The organism is Streptomyces sp. NBC_00158 (genome assembly GCF_045160885.1).
Taxonomy (GTDB): domain Bacteria; phylum Actinomycetota; class Actinomycetes; order Streptomycetales; family Streptomycetaceae; genus Streptomyces.
This window is the reverse complement of record NZ_CP108161.1, coordinates 4328893-4345161: the sequence shown is the minus strand read 5'-3', so window position 1 is coordinate 4345161 and position 16269 is coordinate 4328893. Positions and strand designations below refer to the sequence as shown.

The 16269-nt window shown below is 72.7% G+C and carries 13 protein-coding genes; 3 read left to right on the top strand and 10 right to left on the bottom strand.

Translation table 11 applies throughout. From position 1 onward, the window contains the following. Positions 1 to 385 precede the first annotated feature (385 nt). Positions 386 to 865 (top strand): YbaK/EbsC family protein, encoded by a 480-nt coding sequence (locus tag OG553_RS20130; protein ID WP_405980321.1) that lies wholly within the window; start codon positions 386 to 388, stop codon positions 863 to 865. A gap of 13 nt (positions 866 to 878) precedes the next feature. On the opposite strand, the gene OG553_RS20125 is transcribed toward OG553_RS20130, so the two are convergent. The 4 genes from OG553_RS20125 to OG553_RS20110 form a co-directional block, all read right to left on the bottom strand. Continuing rightward, positions 879 to 2060, bottom strand: coding sequence for a serine hydrolase domain-containing protein (locus OG553_RS20125; protein ID WP_405980320.1), 1182 nt, complete (start codon positions 2058 to 2060; stop codon positions 879 to 881). Between the two features lie 176 nt (positions 2061 to 2236). Then, the gene (locus OG553_RS20120) at positions 2237 to 3040 is read right to left on the bottom strand and encodes an energy-coupling factor ABC transporter ATP-binding protein (protein ID WP_405980319.1); all 804 of its coding nucleotides are present in this window, start codon (positions 3038 to 3040) and stop codon (positions 2237 to 2239) included. After that, a complete protein-coding gene (gene cbiQ, locus OG553_RS20115) occupies positions 3028 to 3789 on the bottom strand; it encodes a cobalt ECF transporter T component CbiQ (RefSeq protein WP_405980318.1) in 762 nt (253 codons plus the stop codon). Before cbiQ ends, OG553_RS20120 begins: the two co-directional genes overlap by 13 nt. Position 3790: 1 nt before the next feature. Continuing rightward, positions 3791 to 4852, bottom strand: a complete 1062-nt coding sequence (locus OG553_RS20110) for an energy-coupling factor ABC transporter permease (RefSeq protein WP_405980317.1) — start codon at positions 4850 to 4852, stop codon at positions 3791 to 3793. A gap of 177 nt (positions 4853 to 5029) precedes the next feature. On the opposite strand from OG553_RS20110, the gene OG553_RS20105 reads away from it, so the two are divergent. Next, complete coding sequence (locus OG553_RS20105; RefSeq protein ID WP_405980316.1) at positions 5030 to 5422, top strand: SsgA family sporulation/cell division regulator; 393 nt, start codon at positions 5030 to 5032, stop codon at positions 5420 to 5422. Positions 5423 to 5604: 182 nt separating this feature from the next. Here the strand turns inward: OG553_RS20105 and OG553_RS20100 are convergent, their stop codons facing one another. Next, positions 5605 to 7821 carry an MMPL family transporter gene (locus OG553_RS20100; RefSeq protein WP_405980315.1) on the bottom strand — a complete coding sequence of 739 codons (2217 nt, stop codon included), beginning with the start codon at positions 7819 to 7821 and terminating at the stop codon, positions 5605 to 5607. A gap of 217 nt (positions 7822 to 8038) precedes the next feature. Then, complete coding sequence (locus tag OG553_RS20095) at positions 8039 to 8617, bottom strand: TetR/AcrR family transcriptional regulator (protein ID WP_405983083.1); 579 nt, start codon at positions 8615 to 8617, stop codon at positions 8039 to 8041. A 227-nt stretch (positions 8618 to 8844) separates the two neighbouring features. Here OG553_RS20095 and OG553_RS20090 point away from each other — a divergent pair, with 227 nt between their 5' ends. Further along, positions 8845 to 12108 (top strand): S41 family peptidase, encoded by a 3264-nt coding sequence (locus OG553_RS20090; RefSeq protein WP_405980314.1) that lies wholly within the window; start codon positions 8845 to 8847, stop codon positions 12106 to 12108. Between the two features lie 223 nt (positions 12109 to 12331). Here OG553_RS20090 and OG553_RS20085 read toward each other — a convergent pair whose 3' ends face one another. From OG553_RS20085 to OG553_RS20070, 4 genes are all read right to left on the bottom strand, one after another. Next, entirely contained in the window at positions 12332 to 12520 is a 189-nt protein-coding gene (locus OG553_RS20085) for a hypothetical protein (protein ID WP_405980313.1), read from the bottom strand. 76 nt (positions 12521 to 12596) lie between these two features. Continuing rightward, a complete protein-coding gene (locus OG553_RS20080; protein ID WP_405980312.1) occupies positions 12597 to 13481 on the bottom strand; it encodes an SDR family oxidoreductase in 885 nt (294 codons plus the stop codon). After that, a complete protein-coding gene (locus OG553_RS20075; protein ID WP_405980311.1) occupies positions 13478 to 14494 on the bottom strand; it encodes an alpha/beta fold hydrolase in 1017 nt (338 codons plus the stop codon). Before OG553_RS20075 ends, OG553_RS20080 begins: the two co-directional genes overlap by 4 nt. Then, positions 14491 to 16101, bottom strand: a complete 1611-nt coding sequence (locus OG553_RS20070; protein WP_405980310.1) for a flavin-containing monooxygenase — start codon at positions 16099 to 16101, stop codon at positions 14491 to 14493. Before OG553_RS20070 ends, OG553_RS20075 begins: the two co-directional genes overlap by 4 nt. Positions 16102 to 16269: the final 168 nt, after the last annotated feature.

Below are 16269 nucleotides of genomic sequence, written 5' to 3'. Positions count from 1 at the left end.
CCGGGGCACCCGGGCCGGGGCACCCGGGCCAGAGGCCAGGCCGGAAGGCCGGGGCTGCGGCCACCGGCAACGGGCCGGGAAGCCAAGACGGAAAGCCGGGGCTACGGCCACCGGCAACGGGCCGGGAAGCCAAGACGGAAAGCCAAGGCTGGGGTGCCCGGGCCAGGGGCAGCGCGGCCTGGCCGGAAGGCAAGGGCAGGGAAGCCGGGCCGGAAGGCCGCGGCAAGGCACCCCGCGGGGCACGGCCGACGCCGGCGGCGCGGTGCGGAGCCCCGCCCGGACGGACGTGCGGGTCGGACCACCGGCAACGGGGCGGGACGCCGGGCCGGGGGACCCCGGGCAAAAGGCGTGGTCTCCGGGGCCCGCACAGCGCTAGCGTCCCGGCATGACGACCAGCACCCCGCACCCCCTCTTCGCCCAGGCCCTCACCGAGCTGGGCCTCGACCTCGACGTCCGCGCCTTCCCCGAAGGGACCCGCACGGCGGCCGACGCCGCCGCCGCGATCGGCTGCGAGCTCAGCCAGATCGTGAAGTCGCTGATCTTCGCGGCGGACGGGGTCCCGGTGCTGGTCCTCATGGACGGCGCCTCACGCGTCGACGTCGAAGCCGTACGACGTCAACTCGGCGCCGCGAAAGTCACCCGCGCCGACGCCGCGCTCGTCCGCGAGACCACCGGTTACGCCATCGGCGGCGTCCCGCCCTTCGGCCACCGCACCAGCACCCGGGTGCTGGCCGACCGCTCGCTGCTGGCGCACGACGTCGTATGGGCCGCCGCCGGCACCCCGCACACCGTCTTCCCCATGGCCCCGAAGGAGCTCATCGAGCACGCCGCGGCCGCACTGGCCGACGTACGCGAGAGCGCCTGACCGCAGTAACCCGTCAGAGGCAGGACCGCAGCGCCCTCACCAGCGCCTGCGCGCGCGGGTCGGCTGTCACCGACTTGGCGTGGGCGTTGGTGACGTAGCCGAAGCCGATCCCCGCCTCCGGGTCCGCGAAGGCCAGTGACCCGCCCCGCCCCGGGTGCCCGAAGGAAGCCGGGGACAGCAGCGGGGACGACGGGCCGTGCAGCATGTAGCCCGGGCCGAAACGGGTGTTCACGACCAGCACCCGGTCCGGCCCGGAAGCGAACTCCGTTCCCGCCAGCGCGGTGGTCGCCGGGGTGAAGATCCGCGCCCCGTCCTCCACCACCCCGATGGTCGCCCCGTAGAAGCGGGCCAGGGCGCGCGCCGTGCCGATGCCGGCGGAACCGGGCAGCTCGGCCGCCTGGTAGACGGGGTCGTTCTCGTCCGGCAGGGGATCGATGGCCGCGAAGGCGCGCCGGGTGAGGGAGCCGGGGTCGGCGTACGCCTCGGAAACGTTTCTCCTCGGCCGGGTCTTCAGCAGCCCCGCGCTCGCCGGCGGCTCCACCGGCGCCACCCGGCCCACCCGCGGCGCCTCGCTCCCCGGGAGGCCTATCCAGAAGTCCAGCCCCAGCGGCTCGGCGATCTCCTCCGCCAGGATCCCGCCGACGGTGCGGCCCGTCGCCCTCAGCACCAGCTCGGAGACCAGCCAGCTGAAGGTCTGCGCGTGGTAGCCGTGCTCGGTGCCCGGCTCCCAGAAGGCCCGCTGCGCGGCGACCGCCCGCGCCCCGCTCACCCCGTCGGCGGCCTGCGCCGTGGTGAGGCCCCGGTCCAGCGCGGGCACACCGGCCTGGTGGGCGAGGAGGTGGCGGACCAACGCCTTCTCCTTGCCGCCCGCCTTGAACTCGGGCCAGTACGAGCCCACCGGCGCGTCCAGGTCCAGCAGTCCGCGCTGGTGCAGCAGCAGCGGGACGGCCGCGGCCACGCCCTTGGTGGCGGAGCGCACGATCGTCGCGGTGTCCTCGGCCCAGGGCCCGGCGGCGTCACCGTCGGCGTCCTTCGTCCCGCCCCACAGGTCGACGACCTTGCGGCCGTCCCGGTACACGGCCACGGCCGCACCCCGGTCCCCGAGGACCTCGAAGTTGCGCGCGAAGGCGTCTCTGACGGGCTCGAAGCCCTCGGTCACCACACCCTGGATGTTCACGAGCAGGCCAACAACCATCGGCGGCCCCTTATGCCGCCGCCCGCGCCCGCCGGCCCACACCCCGACCCGGCTCCACCGGCTAATGCCACACCGTCACGCAGTGACATTAGCCGCCCGCGTTCCGTGACCGCCCCGCGCAACCGCCGGAGCCGCCGCCTGACGCCGCCGCCCGACGCCACCGCCGGCGTGCCGTCCTACGCCGTCGCCACCGACCGCGGGTCGAAGCCGAACGGCAGCTCCAGCCGGTGCTCCCGCATCAGCGCGTCGTCGCACAGCAGGTCCCGGGTGCGTCCGTCGGCGGCGATGACGCCCTCGCTCAGGATCACCGAGCGCGGGCAGAGCTCCAGCGCGTACGGCAGGTCGTGGGTCACCATCAGCACCGTCACGTCCAGCGAGCGCAGGATGTCGGCGAGCTCGCGCCGCGAGGCCGGGTCCAGGTTGGAGGAGGGCTCGTCCAGGACGAGGATCTCCGGCCGCATCGCCAGTACGGTCGCCACCGCCACCCGCCGGCGCTGGCCGAAGGACAGGTGGTGCGGGGGCCGGTCGGCGAAGCCGGCCATGCCGACCAGTTCCAGCGCCTCGCGGACCCGCTCCTCCAGCTCCGCCCCCCGCAGTCCGGCCGCCGCCGGGCCGAAGGCCACGTCCTCCCGCACGGTCGGCATGAACAGCTGGTCGTCGGGGTCCTGGAAGACGATGCCCACCCGGCGCCGGATCTCGGCGAGGTTCCGCTTCTCCACGGGCAGCCCGGCCACGCTCACCGTGCCGACCCCGCCGCCGAGGATGCCGTTGAGGTGCAGCACGAGGGTGGTCTTCCCCGCGCCGTTGGGGCCGAGCAGCGCGACCCGCTCCCCGCGGCCGACGGTGAGGTCGACCCCGAAGAGGGCCTGGTGCCCGTCGGGGTAGGCGTAGGCGACCCCGGACACCTCCAGGGAGGGCGCCGAGGAGGAAGAGGAAGCGGAGGGGGAAGAGGGAGCGGAAGGAGACGTCACAGCGTCCATCCCATCAGACAGACGGCGAGCGCCGTCACGGGGAGCACGGCCGAGTACGCCCACTGGGCGCGGGTGGCCGTGACGTCGTCGATCACCGGCATGGAACCGGCGTAGCCGCGGCTGACCATGGCGAGGTAGACCCGCTCGCCGCGTTCGTAGGAGCGGATGAAGAGGGCGCCGGCCGTCTTGGCGAGCACCCCCCAGTGCCGCACGCCGCGCGCCTCGAACCCGCGCGAGCGCCGGGCGATGGACATCCGGCGCAGCTCGTCGGTGATGACGTCGCCGTACCGGATCATGAAGGAGGCGATCTGCACGAGCAGCGGCGGCAGCTTCAGCCGCTGGAGTCCCAGCAGCAGGGCGCGCAGTTCGGTGGTGGAGGCGAGGAGTACGGAGGCGGCCACGCCGAGGGTGCCCTTGGCCAGGACGTTCCAGGCGCCCCAGAGGCCGGAGACGCTCAGGGACATGCCGAGCACCTCCACCCGTTCGCCCTGGGACACGAAGGGCATGAGCACGGCGAAGAGTACGAACGGCACCTCGATCAGCATCCGCCGCAGCATGAAGCCCGCGGAGATCCGGGCCGCCGCCGCGACGGCGGCGAGGAGGACCGCGTACCCCGCGAAGGCCCACATGGCCTCGCTCGGGGTGGACACGACGACGACCACGAACGCGAACGTCGCGGCGATCTTGCAGTGCGGCGGCAGCTCGTGCACGGGCGAGTGCCCGTGCCGGTAGAGCTTGTGCGCGTGGCCGGCCCCCATGTCAGCCGGCCGACGGGGCGGCCGTGGACGTCGCGGCCGGGTCCTGTGCGCGGCGGCGGCGCACGGCCCAGAACACGCCGGTGCCGACGGCGACGGTCGCGCCGACGCCGATGACGCCCGCGAGGCCGCCGGACAGGCGGGCGTCGGAGACGTCCTTGACGCTGTAGTCGGCGAGCGGGGAGTCGGCGGCGGCGTGCTCCTCGACCTTGGTGTCGATGCCCTTGTCGGCGGCGACCTTCTCCAGGCCGTCGGGGCTGGCGGAGGCGTAGAAGGAGACGAAGCCGGCCAGGACGAGGGCGGTGGCCAGGCCGGTGAGCCAGAGCTTGCGGGTGGAGCGGGTGGCAGCGGGCACCGGGGTGGCAGCGGGGGCGGGGGCGTCGACCAGTTCGCCTCCGACGCGCAGCTTCAGCGGGGCGGTCAGCCGGCGCGCGCCGTGCACCAGGTCGGGGCGTACGGCGATCACGGCGCCGACGGTGGCGGCGGTGATGGCGGCCTCGCCGATGCCGATGAGGACGTGGACGCCGACCATCGCGGTGAGGACCTTGTCGAGCGGGACGTCGGTGGTGCCGCCCAGGGCGTAGAGGACGGTGAAGGCGGCGGCCGCGGCGGGCACGGAGAGCAGGGCTCCGGCGAAGGCGGCGGCGGTGACCGAGCGGCGGCCGACGGGCAGCAGCTTGAGAAGGCCGCGGAAGACGGCGTAGGCGACGACCACGGTCACCACGCCCATGTTGAGGACGTTGACGCCGAGGGCGGTCAGGCCGCCGTCGGCGAAGAGGATGCCCTGCATCAGCAGGACGACGGACACGCAGAGCACGCCGGTGTACGGGCCGACGAGTATCGCGGCGAGCGCCCCTCCGAGGAGGTGGCCGCTGGTGCCCGCGGCGACCGGGAAGTTCAGCATCTGCACGGCGAAGATGAAGGCGGCGACGAGGCCGGCCAGCGGGGCGGTGCGCTCGTCGAGCTCACGACGGGCGCCGCGCAGGCTGACCGCGACAGCGGCGGCGGCCGCTACTCCTGCGGCCACCGAGACGGGTGTGTTGATGAATCCGTCGGGCACATGCATGGAGAAGCTCCGCTTCCTCTTTCTCGCACAAGTCTTTAACCGTTCAAGAGTAGTGCCCAGTTGCAAACTGTTGGCAAGAGCAGGCGGGTCACAAATAGATCCGTGCGGTTTCGTCGGAATGTGCGAGGCTGGACGGACAAACGGACGTAAATGTTCCGATTTCGAGGAGTCTTGTCGATGTCAGCCACCGCCGAGAATCCAGCAGCCACAGCGACCGCGACCGCCGTCGAGGAGCGGGTGCGCGCCCGCGTGATCACCGACGAGCCCCTCTACCGGGCCATTCCGGTGGCCCTTCGCTTCACCCCGGCCGAGCCCCTGGCCATGCGCGTCGTCTTCCCCGCCGAGCTGTCCCCCGAGGAGACCGACAACGAGTGGGTCTTCCCCCTCGCCCTCCTGGAGGCCGGCCTGCTCGCGCCCTCCGGGACCGGGGACGTACGCGTCTGGCCGTGCGGGCGCGTCCAGGCGGTGGTGGAGTTCCACTCGCCCGAGGGGGTCGCCGTCCTCCAGTTCGACAGCGCCGCGCTGCGCCGCTTCCTGCGCCGTACGTACGCCACCACCCGGACGGCGTAGCGGAACGCCACCGGCCCCGCACCCGGGGGTTCCAGGTGCGGGGCCGGCGTTCGGCAGGTGTGACTTTCCGGGCCCGATGTTGACCCGGGGCGTTGACCCCGGGCCTCCGCTCAGGCGACGGATCGGGTGCCCGCTCGGGCGCCTGCTCGGGCGTCCGCCCGGGCGTCCGCCCGGGCGTCCGCTCAGGCGTTGACGAGCTCGCGCTGCTTGTCGGGGTCCTCCGGCGAACCGGCCTCGGACCCGGACCCGGACTCGCCGAGGTGCTTGCGCAGGCTCTCGCCCTCCACGTCCACGTTCGGCAGGATCCGGTCGAGCCACTTCGGCAGCCACCAGGCCTTGTGGCCGAGCAGCGCCAGCACCGCCGGCACGATCGCCATGCGGACCACGAAGGCGTCGAAGAGGACGGCGACGGCGAGACCGAAGCCGATCATCTTCACCATCGAGTCGCTGGCCCCGAGGAAGCCGGAGAACACGGCGATCATGATGACGGCGGCGGCCACGACCACGCGGGCGCTGTACTGGAAGCCCGTCACCACGGCCTGACCCGGCCGCTCGCCGTGGACGTACGCCTCACGCATGCGGGTGACCAGGAAGACCTCGTAGTCCATGGCGAGGCCGAAGACCACGCCCACCATGAAGATCGGCATCATCGACATGATCGGACCGGTCTGCTCCACGCCGAAGAGCGAGCCGAGCCAGCCCCACTGGAACACCGCGACGACCGCGCCGAGGGCCGCGACCACCGACAGCAGGAAGCCGAGCGCCGCCTTGAGCGGAACCAGGATCGAGCGGAAGACCAGCATCAGCAGCAGGAAGGCGAGGCCGACGACGAGCGCCAGGTAGGGCAGCAGCGCGTCGTTCATCTTCTGCGAGAAGTCGATGTTCATGGCGGTCTGGCCGCTGACGAACACGTCCTTGCCGTTGCCCTCGCGGATCTTGTGGACCAGGTCCTCGGTCTCCGTGGAGGAGGGCCGGTCCTTCGGGATCACGCTGACGATCGCGGCGTCCTTGGCCTCGTTCTGGAGCGGGGGCATCACGGCCGCCACCCCGTCCAGGCCCTTGATCCGGTCGGCGGTGCTGTCGGCCAGCGCCTTGTCACCGTCGACGACCACCATCAGCGGGCCGTTGAAGCCGGGGCCGAAGCCCTCGGACAGCATGTCGTACGCCTTGCGCTGGCTGGTGGAGACCGGCTTGGAGCCGTCGTCCGGCAGGCCCATCTCCAGCTTGCTCGCCGGGATCGCGATGGCGCCGAGGCCGATCACACCGGCCAGCAGCACCACGACGGGACGGCGCAGCACGAAGCGGGCCCAGCGGGTGCCGCCGTTGGGCTTCTCCTCGGCGCCGGCCGGGCGGCCCTTGCCGAACAGCTTGCTCTTCTGGCCGGCGGGCAGCACCTTCTTGCCCGCAAAGCCGAGGATCGCCGGGACCAGCGTCAGGGCGACGAGCACCGCGATGACCACCGTTCCGGCGGCCGCGACACCCATCTTCGTCAGCATCGGGATGTTGACGACGGCCAGGCCCACCAGGGCGATGACCACGGTCAGACCGGCGAAGACCACGGCGGAGCCGGCGGTTCCGGCGGCGCGGCCGGCGGCCTCGTCGCGCTCCCGGCCCTCGGCGAGCTCCGCGCGGTAGCGGGAGACGATGAAGAGCGCGTAGTCGATGCCGACCGCGAGGCCGATCATCATCGCGAGGGTGGAGGTGGTGGAGCCGAGGTCCAGGACGTTGGCGAGCGCGGTGATCGAGGAGACGCCGATGCCGACGCCGATCAGCGCGGTCAGCAGCGGCAGCCCGGCGGCGACCAGCGAGCCGAAGGTGATGACGAGGACGATGCCGGCGATCAGGATGCCGATGGCCTCGCCCGAGCCCGTCTCGGGGGCCTCCATCAGCGCGTCGCCGCCGATCTCCACCTGGAGGCCGGCCTTCTGGGCCGCGTGGCCCGAGTCCTTGAGCGCCTCTCGGGTGTCGTCCTTCAGCTCCATGCCGCTGACCTTGTACTTCACGCTGACGTAGGTGGTGGAGCCGTCCTGGCTCACCGCCTTCGTCTGGTACGGGTCGTCGACGGTGGCGATCTGGGCGGCGCCGTCGCCGCTCTTCAGGCCGGAGATGAGCTTCTCGACCTCGGCCTTGGGGCCCGGGTCGGTGACCTTGGCGCCCGCGGGCGCCTTGACCACGATGCGGGCGGTCGCGCCGTCGGCGGACATGCCCGGGAACTTCGCGTCCAGCAGGTCGAAGGCCTTCTGGGCCTCCGTGCCGGGTATCGAGAACGAGCCGGAGGTGGGCGCGGAGGCCGTCGCGGCGCCGAAGCCCGCGGCGACGAGCAGCGCCACCCATACGAGGGCGACCAGGCCGCGGCGCCTGAAGGCGCCGCGCCCGAGCCGGTAGAGGAAGGTGGCCACGTCGTGGTTCTCCCGTTTCAGGTCGTGGGATGGATCCGGGACGGATCAGGGCGTGGAAAGCCGGCCCGACGACGAGAGCGGCGTGTCAGGAGCAGCAGGAAGGACGTTCTGTACTTCTGGGGAGCTGTACTTCGCACGGTCATGCGGTCATGCGGTTGAGCAGTCGTGCGGTCGTGCGGCCGGGTAGCGGCCGCGGGCGAAGTACCCGGGCGGGGCGTCAGACGCCGAGGGCGGGGAAGACCACGGCGTCGATGAACTGGCCGAGGAAGGCCCGGTCGACGGACCGGTCCTCGATCAGCGGTAGTGCGATGAACGCCCCGATGAGCATGTGCGGCACGAAGTCCAGGGCCGGGCAGTCCGGCCGGATCTCGCCCCGCTCGACGGCGCGCTGCAGCATCGCCTGGAGACCGTTGAGCTCCGGGTCGACCAGCAGGTCGCGCAGCGCCCGGTGCAGCTCCGGGCTCTCGTGGACGGCATGGGCCAGGCCCCGCATCAGCGCGGTGTCCTTGGCCATCTGCGCGTCGTCCGAGCGCTCGACCATCGTGGCGAAGTCCCCGCGCAGGGTGCCCGTGTCGATCTCCCGGAGGGAGACCGGCTGGGTACATCGCAGGGCCTTGGCGACCAGCTCCGGCTTGCTCCCCCACTGGCGGTAGAGGGTGGCCTTGCTGGACTTCGTACGGGCGGCGACGGCGTCCATGGTCAGCGCCTCGTAGCCGACCTCGCGCAGGAGGTCGAGGACCGCCCCGTGGAGTTCGGCTTCCCGTTCGGGGGTGATCCGGCTGCGGCGGGACGACATGACGTCGGTCACCCGGCAACTCGCCTTCATCGCGGCCTCCTCCTCCGAACGAAACGGTTCCGTACTCCTCAGAGCCTACCTCCCCGACTAACGAAACGAAACCGTTCCGTTTCGTTAGCGGCGTGGTGTGGGTCACGCCCCGAGCCGCCCGCAGCTCACCCGCACGGGGCGCCATTTGGTCACCTGTACGAGTTGCCGGGCCCCCTCGGCGCGGAAAGCATTGGGGGGTGAGTCACGACGTCGCGTACCTCCGCTTCCCGCACCTGCACGACGACCTGCTGTGTTTCGCCACCGAAGACGACCTCTGGGTCGCCCCCCTGGTCCCCGAGGGCCAGACCCCCGGCCGCGCCTGGCGCATCACCGTCGACCGCACCCGGGTCGGCCACCCGCGCTTCTCCCCCGACGGCCGGCACATCGCCTTCACCACCTGGCGCAGCCTCGACCCGGAGATCCACCTCGCCCCCGTCGACGGCGGCCCCGCACGCCGGCTCAGCCACTGGGGCTCCACCGACACCCGGGTCTGCGGCTGGGACCCGGACGGCAACATCCTGGCCGTCTCCTCCCACGGCCAGCCCTTCTCCTACTACTCCTGGGCGTACAAGCTGCCCACCGACGGCAACCCCGGAGGCCGCCTCCCCTGGGGCCCGGTCTCCGACATCCAGGTCGCCGACGTCGGCGGCGAGCACCGCAGCCTGCTGCTGACCGGCAAACCCCCGCACGAGCCCGCCGCCTGGAAGCGGTACCGGGGCGGCGCCACGGGCCGGCTCTGGCTGCACGGGCAACGGCTCCTGGAGGACATCGAGGGACACCTCGAATCCCCGATGTTCGTAGGCGGCCGGATCGCCTTCCTCTCCGACCACGAGGGCGTCGGCAACCTCTACTCCTGCCTCCCCGACGGCACCGGCCTGCGCCGCCACACCGACCACGACGAGTTCTACGCCCGGCACGCCTCCAGCGACGGCTCCCGCGTGGTCTACCAGTGCGCGGGCGACGTCTGGCTCGTCGACTCCCTCACCGAAGGGGCCTCACCCCGGAAGCTGCCGGTCCGCCTCGGCGGCCCGCGCGCGGGGCGGCGTACGTACCAGGTGCCGGCCGCCAGCAACGTCGACTCGCTGTCCGTGGACACCACCGGCCGGGCCAGCGCCGTCGTCGTACGCGGCAGCCTGTACTGGCTCACCCACCGCGACGGCCCGGCCCGCACCATCGCCGACACCCCCGGCGTACGGGTGCGGCTGCCCGAGATGCTCGGCAGCGGCGGGCAGGTCGCGTACGTCACCGACGCCGAGGGCGAGGACGCGATCGAGATCGCCTACCTGCCGCGCGCCTCCGGCGACCGCGAGCCCCGCCGGCTGGCCTCGGGCGAGCTGGGCCGCGTCACGGAACTGCTGTCCGACCCCGACGGGGAGCGGCTCGCCATCGCCTCCAACGACGGACGCCTGCTGCTGCTCGACGCGACGGAGGAGTCCAACGGCGAGGTCAGCGAACTCATCCGGTCCATCAACGGCCCCGTCACCGACCTCGCCTTCTCCCCCGACGGCTGCTGGCTGACCTGGTCGCACCCCGGCATCGGACGCTCCCTGCGGCAGATCAAGATGGCGAAGATCGCCGGACCCGGGGCGCGCGTCATCGTCGACGTCACCAACGGCCGCTTCGAGGACGAGAACCCGGTCTTCACCCGGGACGGCCGCTACCTCGCCTTCCTGTCCTGGCGCGGCTTCGACCCGGTGTACGACGTGCACACCGGCGACCTGTCCTTCCCGCTGGGGTGCCGCCCCTACCTGGTGCCCCTCTCCTCGGCCACCCCCTCCCCCTTCGCCTTCTCCCCCGACGGCCGGCCCGCGGCGGGCGGCCTCGACCCGGTCGAGGGCGAACCGGGCGAGGGCGACGGCACCGTCACCGTGGAGGTCGAGGGCCTGGAGAGCCGGGTCACGCCCTTCCCCGTCTCCGCGTCGAAGTACTCGGCCCTCCACCCGGTGCACGGCGGCGGCCTCGTCTGGCTGCGCTGGCCCATCTCGGGCGCGCTCGGCGAGACCTTCGCCAACCCGGCCGACACCAGCGGCAAGCCGACGCTTGAGCACTTCGACATGACCAAGGCCCGCAAGACCGAACTGGCCTCCGGGCTGGACTGGTTCGCGGTCAGCGGCGACGGCACCCGGCTCGTCGTCAACGACGACGGTGACCTCCGCGCCGTGCCGGCCACCGAATCGGGTGACGGCGACTCCACCGTCTACCTCGACCTGCGGCGCATCCTGCACGAGGTGGACCCGGCCGCCGAGTGGCGCCAGGCCTTCGAGGAGGCCGGCCGGCTCATCCGGGCGTACTTCTGGGAACCGAAGATGTGCGGCATCGACTGGGACGGCGTACTGCGCCAGTACCGCCCCCTCGTCGAACGCGTCGCCTCCCCCGACGAGTTCGCCGACCTGCTGCGCGAGGTCCTCGGCGAACTCGGCACCTCGCACGCCTACGTCTCCCCCGCCCGCCGCAACGAAGGTCCGCCCCACTACCAGCGGGCCATCGGGCTGCTCGGCGCCAACCTCGTGCACCGGGAGGAGGGCTGGGTGGTCAAGCGGATCCTGCCCGGCGAGTCCTCCGACTCCAAGGCCCGCTCCCCGCTCGCGGGCACCGGCATCCGCGAGGGCGCGGTCCTCACGCACGTCGACGGCCGGCCCGTCGACCCGGTCGCCGGCCCCTACCCGCTGCTGTCGGCGGCCGGCGGCACCACCGTCGAACTCACCTTCCAGCCCGCCGAGGGCGAGGGCCGGGCCCGGCGCGTCGCGGTCGTCCCGCTGATCGACGAACGCCCGCTGCGCTACCAGGACTGGGTCTCCAAACGCCGCGCCGTGGTCCGCGAGGTCAGCGGCGGCCGCTGCGGCTACCTGCACATCCCCGACATGGGCGGCTCCGGCTGGGCGCAGTTCAACCGCGACCTGCGCATGGAGATGTCCCGGCCCGCCCTGATCGTGGACGTGCGCGGCAACGCGGGCGGGCACATCAGTGAACTCGTCGTGGAGAAACTCACCCGTTCGATCCTCGGCTGGGACCTGACACGCAACGCGCAGCCGGTCTCGTACGCGTCCAACGCGCCGCGCGGCCCGATCGTGGCGCTGGCCGACGAGGCGACCTCCTCCGACGGGGACATGATCACCGCCGCGTTCAAACTGCTGGGCCTGGGCCCGGTGGTGGGCCAGCGCACCTGGGGCGGGGTGGTCGGGATGACCGGCCGGCACACCCTGGGCGACGGGACGGTCATCACCGTGCCGATGAACGCCGCCTGGTTCCCGGAGTACGGGTGGTCGGTGGAGAACCACGGCGTGGAGCCGGACCTCGCGATCCTGCGCACCCCGCTCGACTGGGCGGAGGGGCGGCACGCGCAGCTCGACGACGCCGTGCACCTGGCGCTGGAGCTGCTGGAACAGGACCCGGCGGCGGTGCCGCCCGGCTACACCGACGTACCGGACCGCCGGCGTCCGAAGCTGCCGCCGCGCGAGTAGGCGAGCGGGCGGCGGGGAAGCGGAAGGGGCGCGGTCCGTACCTCATCGGTGCGGACCGCGCCCCTCGGCGCTGTGTGCGTCCGGCGCCGTGTGCGTCGGCGCCGGACGTGTCGGGGCCCGGTAGCAGTCAGGCCCGAAGGTTCGAGGATCTCGAAGGTTCAGTTCGAAGCCTCGAAGGTTCGAAGGTTCGAAGGTGCTTCGCGGGTCGTTCCGTTCCCGGACCTCAGGTCCGGTCGTCGAGCTCGCCCCTGATGTCGTCGGCCGGCTGCTGGGTCTTGGACCGCATGTCCTTCTTCTGCTGCTTGGCCTTCGCGGTGCGCTCGGACATCTCGTCCTCGGCGCCCTGCTTGGCCTGCTCGGCGCGTTCCTTGAGCTCGTTGGCCTTGTCCTGGAACTGGTCCTTGATACCCATGCTTCTCACTCCGTACGGGGTGTCGGTGGTTGGGCCTCGACCAGACTGACACGCAGGGACAAAGCACGCATTTCGATCAGCGGTGGGCCGATCGTTCCTGTTCGTCGGCCGCTCCGCCCGCCCCCACGAGGCCCCTGGAGACCTCGGCCAGCCGCGGTTCGAAGCGCTTCATCTCGCGCTTCCCGCCCGCCGCGATGACCGCCGGGAGGTAACCGCGGACGCCCTGCATGCCGCGCAGCCACCACTGCGCGTACACGTGCGCCGAGCGGCGTTCGATGCCGGCCACGATGCGGTCGACCGCCGGCCCGAGCGGGTAGGTGCGGTTCGAGGGCCACGGCAGCCGCTGCCGCAGTTCGCGCATGACCTCGTCCTGGTCGGCGCCGCGCACCATATCGGTGTCGGTCCAGGAGAGGTAGCCGACGCCGACCTTGACGCCCCTGTAGCCGACTTCGGCGCGGAGGCAGTGCGCGAAGGCCTCGACTCCGGACTTGGAGGCGCAGTACGCCGTCATCATCGGCGCCGGGGTGATCGCGGCGAGCGAGGCGATCTGGAGGAAGTAGCCGCGGCTCTCCGTGAGTACGGGCAGGAAGGCGCGGGCGGTGACGGCCCCGCCGATCAGGTTGACCTCGATGACGCGGCGCCAGGCCTCGGGGTCGGAGTCCCCGAACGGCCCGCCGGCGGCGACGCCGGCGTTGGCGACGACGATGTCGACTTTTCCGAAGCGCTCCTTGACCTCCCGCGCGACCCGGGCCATCGCCTCGTGGTCGGTGACGTCGGCGTGCCAGTGGTCGCTGTCGGTGTGCAGGCGCTCGGAGACCTCCTTGAGCGCCTCCGGCTCCAGACCCACCAGGGCGATCCGGGCGCCGCGCGCGGACAGCTTGCGGGCGAGCAGTTCGCCGACCCCGCGGGCGGCGCCGGTGACGACGGCGACCTGGCCTTCCATACTCCTGCGAGCGCTCACGCGGTCTTCTCCTTCTCTGCGGCGGATGCGGCGGATGAGGCGGATGAGGTCGATGCAGCGGATGAGGTCGGTGCGGCGGACGGTTCGGGGGTGGCGTCCGGGGCGGCGGCGGTGCCGAGGTAGCGGCCGGTCAGCTCGCGCACGGCGGCGGTGACGGCCTCGGGAGCCTCGACGGGGGTCATGTGCCCCATCCCGGTGAGTTCGGTCAGGCCCACGCAGTTCGGCAGCGCCACCGCGAGCCGCCGGGCGTGCGCGACGGGGGTGAGGCGGTCGTCGCGGCCGGCGATGACGGCGGTCGGCACGGTCAGCCGGGCCAGTCCGGCGTCCAGGTCCAGCCCCGCCAGCACCTCGGACCAGGCGTGGCGCACCCCCGCCGGGCAGGCGTGCACGATGCGGGCGCAGGCCTCCACCCGGTCCGGCGCGGAGCCGGGGCCCATGGTGGCGTACTTGAGCACCGCGCGGGCAATGGGGGTGACGGGACCGAGGGGGGCGCGCGAGCCGAGCACGGCGCGGGTCGTACGGGTCCTCGCGCGCCCGGCGCGCAGCGGCAGCACGGTCGCCTCCGCGACCAGCCGCGAGCTGCCGGTGCTGCACAGCAGGGCGGCCGCGGCGTGCTCGGTGAACCGGGGGTGGCCGGCGGCGGCCATGACGGTCATGCCGCCCATCGAGTGCCCGGCGATGACGGCCCGTTCCCCGGGGGCGAGGGCCGCCTCCAGTACGGCGGCCAGGTCGTCGGCGAGGGCGGTGGTGCTGTAGGCGGCGGCCGCCGGGCTGCGGCCGTGGCCGCGCTGGTCGTACGCGACGACCCGGTGGTCTCGGGCCAGGTCGCGGATCTGCGCCGCCCAGAAGGCGGTGGAGCAGGTCCAGCCGTGGGAGAGCACGACGGCCGGGGCGCCTTCCGCGCCGTGCACCTCCACGTGCAGCCGGGCCCCGTCTGCGGATACGGCGACCAGCTCGCGGGCCGCGGCCGGCGGCGCGTACCGCCCGGCGGTGACGTGCCCGGGCCGGCTCACGCGGCCCCCTCCGCTGCGGGGGTGGCGCCCGACGGAGCCGCCGCGGCCGCCGCGGGGGCCGGGACCCGGCCGCGCTCGCGGTCGCGTACGCGTACGACCTCGTACTCGGCCAGGTCGACCGTCAACGTGGCGCGCCGGAACTCACCCGTCGTGCCCGGCCACACCGTGGTGTTGCGGCCCTGGGCGTCCAGGTACCAGCTGGTGCAGCCGCCGGTGTTCCACACCGTCCGCTCCATCCGCGCCTGGACCCGCCGGTTCCACTGGTTGACGGCGGAAGGCCGGGCCGCGAGGGCGGTGCGCCCGCCCAGGCTGCCGCCGTCGAGGAGGGAGAGCTGGCGCAGGTAGTCCGCCATGTAGTTCAGCTGGGACTCGATCATGAGGATCATCGAACTGTTCCCGAGGCCGGTGTTCGGTCCGATGATCGTCATCCAGTTGGGGAAGCCGGCCGCGGTCGCCCCGCGCAGCGCCTGCATCCCGTCCTTCCACGCGTCCGCGAGGGTCTGCCCGTCGGCGCCCACCACCCGGTCGGCGACCGGCAGGTCGGTGACGTGGAAGCCGGTTCCGAAGATGATCGCGTCCACCTCGGTCTCGGTCCCGTCGTCGGCGACGAGGACCGAGCCCCTGATCTCCTTGAGCCCCGAGGCGACCACGTCCACGTCCGGCCGGGCCAGCGCCGGGTAGTACTCGCTGGAGAGCAGGATCCGCTTGCAGCCGATCCGGTACGAGGGCGTGAGCTTGGCCCGCAGCTCCGGGTCCTTGATGGAGCGCGCCATATTGGCCTTGGCCAGGGATTCGATCAGCCCGAGCTGGTTGGGCCGCTTGGTGAACGCGCTGACCTGGAGCTCCCGGATCCCCCACAGCAGCCCGCGGCGGGCCGACTGGGTGAAGGGCAGCTGCCGGTGCAGCCAGCGCTCGGCGGTGCTGATGGCGCGGTCGGTGCGCGGCATGACCCACGGCGGGGTGCGCTGGAAGAGCGTGAGGCGGGCCGTCCTGGGGGCGATGGCCGGCACGATCTGGATCGCGGAGGCGCCCGTGCCGATCATGGCGACGCGCTTGCCGGTCAGGTCGTAGTCGTGGTCCCAGCGGGCGGAGTGGAAGACCTTGCCGGGGAACTCGGCGAGCCCGGGGATCTCGGGCGTCTTCGGGTCGGACAGCGGCCCGGTCGCCGACACCACGACGTCCGCGGTCAGGGCGCCCGCCGAGGTCTCGATCTCCCAGCGCAGCTCCTGTACGTCCCAGCGCATCATCAGGACCTCGTGGCCGAGCCGGATGTGCGGGCGCAGCCCGAAGGTGTCGGCGACGCGCTCCAGGTAGGCGCGGATGGCGGGCTGCCCGGAGAAGGTCCGCGGCCAGTCGGGGTTGGGGGCGAAGGAGAAGGAGTACAGGTGCGAGGGCACGTCGCAGGCACACCCGGGGTAGCTGTTGTCGCGCCAGGTGCCGCCGACGGAGTCGGCCCGTTCCAGTACGACGAAGTCGGTGATCCCCTCGCGCCGCAGACGGACGGCCGCGCCGAGCCCGCCGAAGCCGGAGCCCACCACCGCCACCCGTACGTGCTCGCGCGCGCCCTTGCCGACCTTCCTGCCCTTGCCGACCGTGCTGCCGCCCATGCCCGCCGCCTTCCGCACCGCAATCCGAACCGCAACGTTGCCAGCAATCACTGGCACAATCGGGAGAGTAGAGCAGCTCCGTACCCATGGGTAGGGGTCGCGCCCGGAAAGTTACCGCGAGTACTCCGTACGGACTCCCGCGCATCGGGCCCGGCGTGATCCACAGGA

Excerpts from the sequence above, each read along its gene's own strand:
- OG553_RS20095 (WP_405983083.1), bottom strand. The coding sequence starts at position 8,617 with ATGTCGTCCCGCCGCAGCCGGATCACCCCCGAACGGGAAGCCGAACTC.
- OG553_RS20110 (WP_405980317.1), bottom strand. The coding sequence starts at position 4,852 with ATGCATGTGCCCGACGGATTCATCAACACACCCGTCTCGGTGGCCGCA.
- OG553_RS20105 (WP_405980316.1), top strand. The coding sequence starts at position 5,030 with ATGTCAGCCACCGCCGAGAATCCAGCAGCCACAGCGACCGCGACCGCC.
- OG553_RS20125 (WP_405980320.1), bottom strand. The coding sequence starts at position 2,060 with ATGGTTGTTGGCCTGCTCGTGAACATCCAGGGTGTGGTGACCGAGGGC.
- OG553_RS20085 (WP_405980313.1), bottom strand. The coding sequence starts at position 12,520 with ATGGGTATCAAGGACCAGTTCCAGGACAAGGCCAACGAGCTCAAGGAA.
- OG553_RS20070 (WP_405980310.1), bottom strand. The coding sequence starts at position 16,101 with ATGGGCGGCAGCACGGTCGGCAAGGGCAGGAAGGTCGGCAAGGGCGCG.
- OG553_RS20120 (WP_405980319.1), bottom strand. The coding sequence starts at position 3,040 with ATGGACGCTGTGACGTCTCCTTCCGCTCCCTCTTCCCCCTCCGCTTCC.
- cbiQ (WP_405980318.1), bottom strand. The coding sequence starts at position 3,789 with ATGGGGGCCGGCCACGCGCACAAGCTCTACCGGCACGGGCACTCGCCC.
- OG553_RS20130 (WP_405980321.1), top strand. The coding sequence starts at position 386 with ATGACGACCAGCACCCCGCACCCCCTCTTCGCCCAGGCCCTCACCGAG.